Genomic DNA, 8,923 nt, shown 5'->3' on the forward strand with positions numbered 1-8,923 from the left:
GCATTCCCGACTTCAGTCTTCTTGCTTTTGTCCAGAAGCGCCCCAGCAAACTGGAACCCGTAAATCGCAATTTGAATCAGCCCAAAAGACGTCAGCGGTTTGCGCGAATCGGGAAATTTTTGGGTTTAATTGGGGCGAGGGGGCGAAATTCACCATAATTTTGGCGGTGGTGGCTCAGGAACGCTGAAGCGTAGTATTGCGGCGGCGACTTCCGACCCCCTGTCATGAAGATGTCGTCATGGCCTGGGCCGCCATGACGACATCGAGAGTACCGAAAGTGTCGCCACGAAGGCGCGCACGAACTCAAGGGTGCAGGATCACCTTGCCCATGGCCTGGCGTCCGGCGAGCACCTTCAGCGCATCCGCCGTCTGTGCCAGCGGGAAGGTGCGGTCGACATGCGAGGAGATCTTTCCTTCTGCCGTCCACTTCACGAGCTTCTCGAGATTGGCGCGGTTCTTCGCCGGGTTGAGTCGCGTCCATGCGCCCCAGAACACGCCGCGGATGTCGCAGCCTTTCAGCAGCGCGAGGTTCAGCGGCATTTTCGGAATGTCGCCGGCGGCAAAGCCGATCACGAGGAAGCGGCCCTCCCAGGCGATCGAGCGCAGTGCCTGCTCGGCATAAGCGCCGCCCACGGGATCGAAGATGATGTCGACGCCCTTGCCGTCGGTGAGCTTGCGCAGGCCTTCCTTCAGGTCTTCCTTGCCATAGTTGAGCGTGAGCTCGGCGCCATGCGCCTTCGCGAAGGCGAGCTTCTCATCCGACGAGGCGCAGGCGATCACCTTCAGGCCCATCAGCTTGCCGAGCTCGCAGGCGGCAAGGCCGGTGCCGCCGGCCGCGCCGAGCACTGCGAGCGTCTCGCCGGGCTTCGGGCTCGCGCGATCTTCCAGCGCATGCAGCGCCGTGCCGTAGATGATGATGATGCCGGCGGCGCGGTCGTAGTCGAGATTGTCGGGAATCTTCACGATCGATGCGGCCGGCAGCGCGATCTTCTCACGCGCGCCATTGTGGCCGCAGGATGCAACGACGCGGTCGCCGACCTTGAGATCAGTGACGCCGGGCCCGATGCTCTCGATCGCGCCCGCGACTTCCGCTGCCGGCGAGAACGGGAAGGGCGGCTTGATCTGGTACTTGCCCTGAATCATCAGGATGTCGAAAAAGTTCAGCGCCGCGGCCTTGATCGCGATTACCGCTTCGCCCGGTCCGGCCACCGGATCCGGCACGTCCGCCAGAACGAGATCGTCCGGTTGGCAATATTGCGTGCAGAGGATTGCTTTCATGGCGGCACCTAAGCGTTTCAGGATGGAATTATAGTTTGCTCGTTTCTGCCGGATTTAGGCACGGGCGACAATCCGGTTTCTTTGCCGAATACTGCGCGTGAGCCTATCCTCGCGTCATTGCGAGCCAAGCGAAGCAATCCAGAATCCGTGCCGTGGAAAATAGTCCGGATCGCTTCGTGGAGCCTGTCATCGGGCCACGCTTTGCGCGGACCCGCTGGCTCGCAATGACGGGAGCATCGAAGGAGGGATTCAAACGATGTTTGAAACAGGTCTGCTCAAGGACAAGCGCATCCTCGTCACCGGCGGCGGCTCCGGCCTCGGCGCCGCGATGGCGCGCCGCTTCCTCATCCTCGGCGCTGAGCTCGTGATCTGCGGCCGCAAGCTCGACCGACTTGAGGCGACTGCGACGGAGATGCGCGAGCAGACCGGCGGCAAGATCACCACGATCGCCTGCGACATCCGTCAAGGTGCTGCCGTCGATGATATGATGGACGCGATCTGGCGCGAGGCGCCGCTCGATATTCTCGTCAACAATGCTGCCGCGACCTTCATTGCGCAGAGCGAGCATCTGTCGTTCCGCGCCGCGGATGCGATCCTGGCTCCGACGCTGCACGGCGCGATGTATTGCACGCTCGCGGCCGGCAGGCGCTGGATCGAGGGCAAGCATAACGGCGTTGTGCTCTCGATCCTCTCGACGTCGACCATCACCGGCCGCGCCTTCACCGTGCCGTCCGCGATGGCGAAGTCGGCGGTGCTGGCGATGACCAAAAGTCTTGCGGTGGAATGGGGCCCAAAGGGCATCCGCACCGTCGCGATCGCACCGGGGCCGTTCCCGACCGCCGGCGCTTCCGGACAGTTGCGCCCGGAGGGCCGTGACGAGGGCTGGGCCTCGCGCAATCCGCTCGGCCGCACCGGCGAGCACAGCGAACTGGCTGATCTCGCCAGCTTTCTGGTCTCGGACCACGCGGGTTACATCAATGGCGAGATGGTGGTGATCGACGGCGGCGCGCACCTGCGCAGTTCCGGCGCCGAGGATCTGTTGCGCTGGACCGACGCACAATGGGCCGAACAGCGCGCCGCTCGCGCCAGGGGCTAGCCGCGTTCCGGCGCTAACTGCCTTCCCAAATTAGGCTTTCCCGGTTATCCCTGCCTGGGGACACGACTCAAGCGGGCCATCTTCCAGTCACAATATTGAGGGAACCACTCGGGCCATGTGGCGGGTGCTTTTTTTGGCTTTGATGACTGGCGTGGCGGCATGCGGAATCTCCGGTTCCGCGCGGGCGCAGACGGCCCAACCGGCGCCGAAAGCGGCGGCAAAGCCGGCGAATCCGGCGGCAAAGACGGCGGCCAAGCCTGAGAGTAAACCGGTGGCGCCTCCCGCGGCGGTTGCTGGCGGTGCCGAGCCGACCCTGATCGGCCAGTTCGGCACCTGGGGAGCCTATTCGGCCACGCCCAACGGCAAGAAAGTCTGCTTCGCGCTGGCAAAACCCTCGTCGTCGAAGACCAATCCGCCGAATCGTCCTCGCGACCCGGCCTATGCCTTTGTTTCGACCCGCCCGGCGGAGAAGGTGAACAACGAAGTCTCGGTCATGATCGGCTACGCGCTGAAGCCGGGCTCGGAATCGACGCTGGAAGTCGGCGGCGCGTCCTACGCGATGTACACGCAAGGCGACGGCCTCTGGATCAAGAATGCGGCCGAGGAGGAGCGGATGGTCGAGGCGATGCGCAAATCTGCCGATCTGGTGGTCAAGGGCGTCTCGGCCAAGGGCACAGAGACGACCGACACCTTCTCGCTGAAGGGCCTCGCCCAGGCGCTCGACCGGATCGCCCAGGACTGCCGGCGGTAAGGCTGTACGCCGTTAGTCGCAATCGCGGCATCGGTTGCTATATAAGAGGCGCCATTAGCGCTATACGCTTCCCATATTCTGTCATTCTGGGGGCAATGCGAAGCATCGAACCCAGAATCTCGAGGTTCCGGGTCTGGTCCTTCGGACCATCCCGGAACGACCAAGATAACTTCCAGGTCCATTCAATGCAGTCGACGACTGAGCCGCACAACGCAACGCTGGTGGAGAAGACTCCGCTCGAAACCTATGTGCCGCCGGCCAAGCCGTCGCTCATCGGCCTGTCGCGCAGCGAGCTCGCCGATCGCCTCGGCGAGATCGGCGTTGCGCCCAGCCAGCGCAAGATGCGCGTCCAGCAGCTGTGGCACTGGATCTACTTCCGCGGCGCCAAAACCTTCGACGAGATGACGTCAATCTCGAAGACCATCCGCACCTCACTCTCGGAACGCTTCACCGTCGAGCGGCCCGAGGTCGTGGCCGAGCAGATCTCGAACGACGGCACCCGCAAATGGCTGTTGCGGCTGCCGAGCGGCGACAATGTCGAGAAGGCGCATGAAGTCGAGTGCGTCTACATTCCCGAGACCGATCGCGGCACGCTGTGCGTTTCGTCCCAGGTAGGCTGCACGCTGAACTGCGCCTTCTGCCACACCGGCACGCAGCGCCTCGTGCGCAACCTCACCGCCGGCGAGATCGTCGGCCAGGTGATGGTGGCGCGCGATCGCCTGAATGATTGGGCCGATCGCGAGAACGGCACGCGCCTCGTGACCAACATCGTGATGATGGGCATGGGCGAGCCGCTCTACAATTTCGATGCGGTGCGCGATGCGCTGCTCATCGTCGGCGACAATGAAGGCATCGGCATCTCCCGCCGTCGCATCACGCTGTCGACCTCGGGCGTGGTGCCGAACATCGTCCGCGCCGGCGACGAGATCGGCGTGATGCTCGCGATCTCGCTGCATGCGGTGCGTGACGAGCTACGCAACGAGCTCGTGCCGCTCAACCGCAAATATCCGATCGCGGAGCTGCTGCAGGCCTGCCGCGATTATCCCGGCGCCTCGAACGCGCGCCGCATCACCTTCGAATATGTGATGCTCAAGGGCGTCAACGATTCGCTCGACGATGCCAAGCTTCTGGTGAAGCTGCTCAAGGGCATTCCGGCCAAGATCAACCTGATTCCATTCAATCCCTGGCCCGGCACGGCCTATGAATGCTCGGACTGGGATCAGATCGAGAAATTCTCCGAATACATCTTCAACGCCGGCTATTCCTCGCCGGTGCGCACGCCGCGCGGCCGCGACATCCTGGCGGCCTGCGGCCAGCTCAAGTCGGAGACCGAAAAACTCTCGGCCCGCGAACGCCAGGCGCTGCGCGCCATGGCGATGACGGATTGAGATGGCGATCACATCCACGCTCGTCATGGCTGGGCCTGACCCGGCCATCCACGGCGAGCTACAGGCAAGCAAGAAGGTCGTGGATGCCCGGGCATAGGCAAGCGGAAGCGACGCCGTCCTTCGGACGGCGAGCTCCGGGTATGACGATTATGAGCGTGGCGACACCGTTGGTCAGCATCTTGTTTGCGTCATGGCACTGATCGCCCGCCTCGTCGTGATCTTCATCGGCTTTCTCGCCTCATGCCTGGTGGGCGGCATGATCGTGGTCGGTGCGCTGTTGTTTCCGGAATTCTCCGATCTCGGCGCCGGCCCCGTCGACGAAGGCGCGATCGACATCGTGCTCGGGTTCGGCTTCATCTTCATCTCGGGCTTTGCCCTGGTGCCGGCGCTGGTGATCGTTGCGATCACCGAGGCGCTCTACATCCGCAGCGTGCTCGCTTATGCCGTCGGCGGCGGCCTCGTCGGGCTGGCCTGCTATCTCGGCCTCGTTCCCTTCCATCCCGAGACCATGCAGTTCGAGGGCATCGTGCGGCGCCACCTGGAGATCATGACCGGCGCCGGCATCGTTGCGGGCGTCGTCTACTGGATGATCGCCGGCCGCAACGCCGGCGCCTGGCGCCATCCGCCGCCCCCGCGCAAGCCCCCTCCGCCACTGCCATCTCAGTCGCGGCCGGATGCGCCGTGACAGCGCGCGGTTATGCCGGAGCGATGCGAAGCACCGCGCCGCATCTTCGGTGTCGTCCCGGCGAAGGCCGGGACCCATAACCCCAGGGAGGGGTTATGGTGCGAGCTGGTAACCACGAGTCTTCGCCAAACTTCTCCTTGGGGTTATGGGTCCCGGATCGGCGCTTCGCTTGTCCGGGACGACATTGTGGAAGCATGGCGCTTCAACAGATTCCGCGTTGCTTGCGACGACGGATTCCGGGGTTTTCATCTCCTCCCCGCTCCGCTAAACCGCGCGCCATGAACCGAACCGGACTCTTCATCGCCCTGGCGCTGTGGCTTGTGATCGGCGTCGTCTTCGGCCTCTATCCCGAACTCGATCTCAAGCTCGCCTCGCTGTTCTTCGATCCCGACACCAAAACCTTTCCGCTCAAGCTGAACGGCTATGCCGGCTTTGCACGCGACGCCGCGATGTGGATCGCCTGGGCGTTCGCGCTGCCCTCGCTTGTTGCGCTGGTGGTCAAGCTGATCCGTCCCGACCGGCCGCTGATGGTCTCAGGACGCGCGATGATCTTCCTGCTGGCGACGCTGACACTGTCGGCCGGCATCCTCACCAATCTCACCTTCAAGTCCTACTGGGGACGGCCTCGCCCGGTGGTCGTGACCGAGTTCGCCGGCGACCAGCAGTTCGTGCCGTGGTGGGATCCGCGCGGCGACTGTGCGCGCAATTGCTCCTTCTTCTCCGGCGAGGGCGCGACCGCATTCTGGACGTTGGCGCCGGCCGCTCTCGCCCCGCCGGCGTGGCGGCCGCTCGCCTATGCCGGGGCTGTGGTCTTCGGTGCCGTCACCAGCGGGCTCCGCATGGCCTTCGGTGGTCACTTCTTTACCGATGTGGCGATTGCCGGCCTCGTCACCTTTGTCGTGATCTGGCTGGCTTTTGCGCTGATCTACCGCTGGCCGCGGACCCGCCNCGCCTCTCGGACGAGGCCGTCGATGCCGCGCTGACTCGGCTGGCCTGGCCCGCCTACCGGCTTCGCCAGCGCCTGTTCGGCGGCAAAACCGGCCCCGTGCCGTCGTCATAAGCCATTAAACGCGTGCCCCTGCTCGGGAAATTTGATATTCGCGCAGGTCAAACCGCAACCGACATCAGCCCTTTGAGACCCGATTGGAAGCCCCATGACCACGATCCTGAAAAGCCTGCCCAAGGGAGAAAAAGTCGGCATCGCTTTCTCGGGCGGGCTCGACACCAGCGCCGCGCTGCTCTGGATGAAGCAGAAGGGCGCCCGCGTGTTCGCCTATACCGCCAATCTCGGCCAGCCTGACGAAGCCGACTACAACGAGATCCCGCGCAAGGCGATGGACTTCGGCGCCGAGAAGGCGCGGCTCGTCGATTGCCGCACACAGCTGGTCCATGAAGGCATCGCCGCGATCCAGTCGGGCGCGTTCCACATCTCGACCGGCGGCATCACCTATTTCAACACCACGCCGCTCGGCCGCGCCGTGACCGGCACGATGCTGGTCGCCGCGATGAAGGAGGATGGCGTCAACATCTGGGGCGACGGCTCGACCTTCAAGGGCAACGACATCGAGCGCTTCTACCGCTACGGCCTTTTGACCAATCCGGGCCTGCGCATCTACAAGCCCTGGCTCGACCAGCAGTTCATCGACGAGCTCGGCGGCCGCGCCGAAATGTCGGCGTTCATGACCGCGAGCGGCTTCGCCTACAAGATGAGTGCGGAGAAGGCGTATTCGACCGACAGCAATCTGCTCGGCGCCACGCACGAGGCGAAGGATCTCGAGAACCTCGACAGCGGCATCAAGATCGTCAATCCGATCATGGGCGTGCCATTCTGGCGCGACGACTGCACTGTGAAGGCCGAGAAGGTCGTGGTGCGTTTCGAGGAGGGCCAGCCCACAGCGCTCAACGGCCAGACCTTTGCCGATCCCTTAGCGTTGTTCCTCGAAGCCAACGTCGTCGGCGGCCGCCACGGTCTCGGCATGAGCGACCAGATCGAGAACCGCATCATCGAGGCCAAGAGCCGCGGCATCTATGAGGCGCCGGGCATGGCGCTCTTGCACATCGCCTATGAACGCCTCGTCACCGGCATCCACAACGAAGACACCATCGAGCAGTACCGCATCAGCGGCCTGCGCCTTGGCCGTCTGCTCTACCAGGGCCGCTGGTTCGACTCACAGGCGCTGATGCTGCGCGAGACCGCGCAGCGCTGGGTCGCGCGCGCGGTCACCGGCGAGGTGACGCTCGAATTGCGCCGCGGCAACGATTATTCGATCTTGAATACGGAAAGCCCGAACCTCACCTATGCGCCGGAGCGGCTCAGCATGGAGAAGGTGGAAGACGCCGCGTTCACGCCGGCGGACCGTATCGGCCAGCTCACCATGCGCAATCTCGATATCGCCGACACGCGGACGAAGCTGAAGCTTTACACGGACACCGGCCTGCTCTCGGGCAGCGAAGGCTCGCAGATCTTCAGGCTCGAGAGCGACAAGGGCTGACGCTTCGCTAACCCACCCTACGACCTGAAACAGAAATGGCCGGGATTGCTCCCGGCCATTTGCATTTGTGTGCTTCGCCTCAGCGCGGCGGTGCGGTGCCGGGCGGGGGCGGCGGCAGCGAGGCCTGGCCACCGTTGAGCAGCGGCGTGATGCGACGGACGGTGACGCGCCGGTTGATCCGGCTCGGCCCATCGGTCTGCTCCTTCAGATACTGCTTGCCGTAGCCCTGCGAGGTCAGGTTCTCGGCCGGCACACCGAACTGCTGGGTCAGCAATTCGGCCGCGGCCTGCGCACGGCGGTCCGACAACGACAAATTGTCGACGTCGTTGCCGACCGCGTCGGTGTGCCCCTCGATCAGGAACACCTCGCGCGGGTTGCGCTGGATCGCCCGATTGAGGCCGTCGGCGATCGCTTGCAGCCTCGCAGCCTGGTCCGGCGGGATGGTCCACGATCCCGTGTCGAAATTGATCGTGTTTACGTCGATGCTCGGCATCTGCATGCGGACGTTGGGGCTGTAGCGGATCTCGTCGAGCGAGTAGCGCCGTTCGATCCGTTGCACCGGCGGCGCCTCCATGGTCTCGTAGATCACGTCAGGCGACGCATCCGCGGCGTCGACGATGTAGCGATCGTAGGGAATGTTGACCACCGGAGGCGGCACGTCGACATAGAAGCCGCCGACCGCGCGCGGATCGCGGTAGCTGTTGTCGATGATGATGATCTCGCGCCCGCCGGGGTCCCTGCGGATTCGCCGCAGCAACTGACCGTCCGAATCGACCACGGTGATTACCTCGCTGCCGTCGGGACGGATCACGACGGTACGGGTTTCGCCGCCGATCGTCTCGCTGCGGATGTCGCGGGCCCCATAGCGGAAGCGATAGAGATCGTTGCCGCGGACGTACTCCTGCCCGCTCGGGTCGCGGATGATAATCCGGTCCGGCTCGGTGTAGACGGTGCGGCCGCCTTCGACGACCTCCTGTCGCTGGTTGGCGAGGTCGGCGATGGTCGCGCCGATCACGGCGCCGGCCACCACGCCTGCACCGACAGCAAGGGGCGTCAGGTCACGCCGCGGCGGTGGCGGCGGTGGTGGCAGTGGCGCTGCGACCGCGGGCGCGGCCCGGAAGGCCGGCGCAACCGTCGGCGGAGCGTATTGGGCCCTGTCGGGAGGGGGCGCTGCGGCTGCCGTGCCATGGACGACAGTCGGCGCCGCTGCGCCGACGGGAGGCGTGGGCCGGG

8 protein-coding genes and 1 pseudogene are annotated in these 8,923 nt (G+C 64.6%); 7 read left to right on the forward strand and 2 right to left on the reverse strand.

Going from position 1 to position 8,923, the window contains the following annotated elements; genetic code table 11:
• Window positions 1–303: 303 nt before the first annotated feature.
• Complete coding sequence (locus AYJ54_RS45875; protein ID WP_063709123.1) at window positions 304–1,278, reverse strand: NADPH:quinone oxidoreductase family protein; 975 nt, start codon at window positions 1,276–1,278, stop codon at window positions 304–306.
• 256 nt (window positions 1,279–1,534) lie between these two features.
• On the opposite strand from AYJ54_RS45875, the gene AYJ54_RS45880 reads away from it, so the two are divergent.
• The 7 genes and pseudogenes from AYJ54_RS45880 (at window position 1,535) to argG (ending at window position 7,690) form a co-directional block, all read left to right on the forward strand.
• A complete protein-coding gene (locus tag AYJ54_RS45880; RefSeq protein WP_063709125.1) occupies window positions 1,535–2,374 on the forward strand; it encodes an SDR family oxidoreductase in 840 nt (279 codons plus the stop codon).
• Between the two features lie 115 nt (window positions 2,375–2,489).
• A complete protein-coding gene (locus AYJ54_RS45885; protein WP_063709127.1) occupies window positions 2,490–3,125 on the forward strand; it encodes an invasion associated locus B family protein in 636 nt (211 codons plus the stop codon).
• A gap of 185 nt (window positions 3,126–3,310) precedes the next feature.
• A complete protein-coding gene (gene rlmN / locus AYJ54_RS45890) occupies window positions 3,311–4,513 on the forward strand; it encodes a dual-specificity RNA methyltransferase RlmN (RefSeq protein ID WP_063709129.1) in 1,203 nt (400 codons plus the stop codon).
• Window positions 4,514–4,703: 190 nt separating this feature from the next.
• Window positions 4,704–5,198 carry a hypothetical protein gene (locus AYJ54_RS45895; RefSeq protein WP_063709131.1) on the forward strand — a complete coding sequence of 165 codons (495 nt, stop codon included), beginning with the start codon at window positions 4,704–4,706 and terminating at the stop codon, window positions 5,196–5,198.
• A gap of 278 nt (window positions 5,199–5,476) precedes the next feature.
• Window positions 5,477–6,146: phosphatase PAP2 family protein (locus AYJ54_RS45900; RefSeq protein WP_245329339.1), on the forward strand; the 670-nt coding region annotated here is incomplete at its 3' end.
• Between the two features lies 1 nt (window position 6,147).
• Window positions 6,148–6,258, forward strand: a pseudogene (locus tag AYJ54_RS53340) (phosphatase PAP2 family protein); the annotation flags it as partial.
• A gap of 94 nt (window positions 6,259–6,352) precedes the next feature.
• Window positions 6,353–7,690 (forward strand): argininosuccinate synthase, encoded by a 1,338-nt coding sequence (gene argG, locus AYJ54_RS45905; protein WP_063709137.1) that lies wholly within the window; start codon window positions 6,353–6,355, stop codon window positions 7,688–7,690.
• A gap of 79 nt (window positions 7,691–7,769) precedes the next feature.
• On the opposite strand, the gene AYJ54_RS45910 is transcribed toward argG, so the two are convergent.
• Window positions 7,770–8,923, reverse strand: a 1,154-nt coding sequence (locus AYJ54_RS45910; RefSeq protein WP_245329340.1) for an OmpA family protein, incomplete at its 5' end; no start/stop codon positions are given.

It is taken from the genome of Bradyrhizobium centrolobii (genome assembly GCF_001641635.1).
Taxonomy (GTDB): domain Bacteria; phylum Pseudomonadota; class Alphaproteobacteria; order Rhizobiales; family Xanthobacteraceae; genus Bradyrhizobium; species Bradyrhizobium centrolobii.